This window comes from Cupriavidus sp. 05N39, from assembly GCF_056397325.1.
Window position 1 is genome coordinate 1 of record NZ_JBFTNE010000318.1, and the last position, 447, is coordinate 447.

Below are 447 nucleotides of genomic sequence, written 5' to 3' on the forward strand. Positions count from 1 at the left end.
GCAGCCATACAGTGCGCGGCGGCTGGCCCGCGGCCAGCGGCGCGGCCGGGATGACAAAACGATCGCCGAACCCGCGCACCCCCGGAAGGGTGCCGAAGTAATGGTCGAACGAACGGTTCTCCTGCATGAACACCACGATGTGCTGCACATCCTCCAGGCTGCCGCTGCGCGCATGCGGGGCGATCGCCGCCGCACGGGCGATGCTGGGCAACAGGGCCGCCAGCCCGGCGCCGACGCCGCCCTGCAGCAGGCGGCGGCGACCGATGTCCGGCGCGGGGGTGTCGCGTCGGGTCACAGGTCGACCCGGACCGAGACGCCGACCGTGCGCGGGGCACCGATGAAGGCGGAATCGCTGCCATCCACGCCGGCCAGGTAGCGGCGGTCGGTGAGGTTGCTCACCACCAGGCTGGCAGCCACGCCCTTCAGCTTCGGCGACAGGCCCTGCAC

1 protein-coding gene is annotated in these 447 nt (G+C 72.3%); it reads right to left on the minus strand.

What is annotated here, in order from left to right; translation table 11 throughout:
- Positions 1-295, minus strand: a 295-nt coding sequence (locus tag AC1DN0_RS41495) for an alkaline phosphatase family protein (protein WP_477146670.1), incomplete at its 3' end; no start/stop codon positions are given.
- Positions 296-447: the final 152 nt, after the last annotated feature.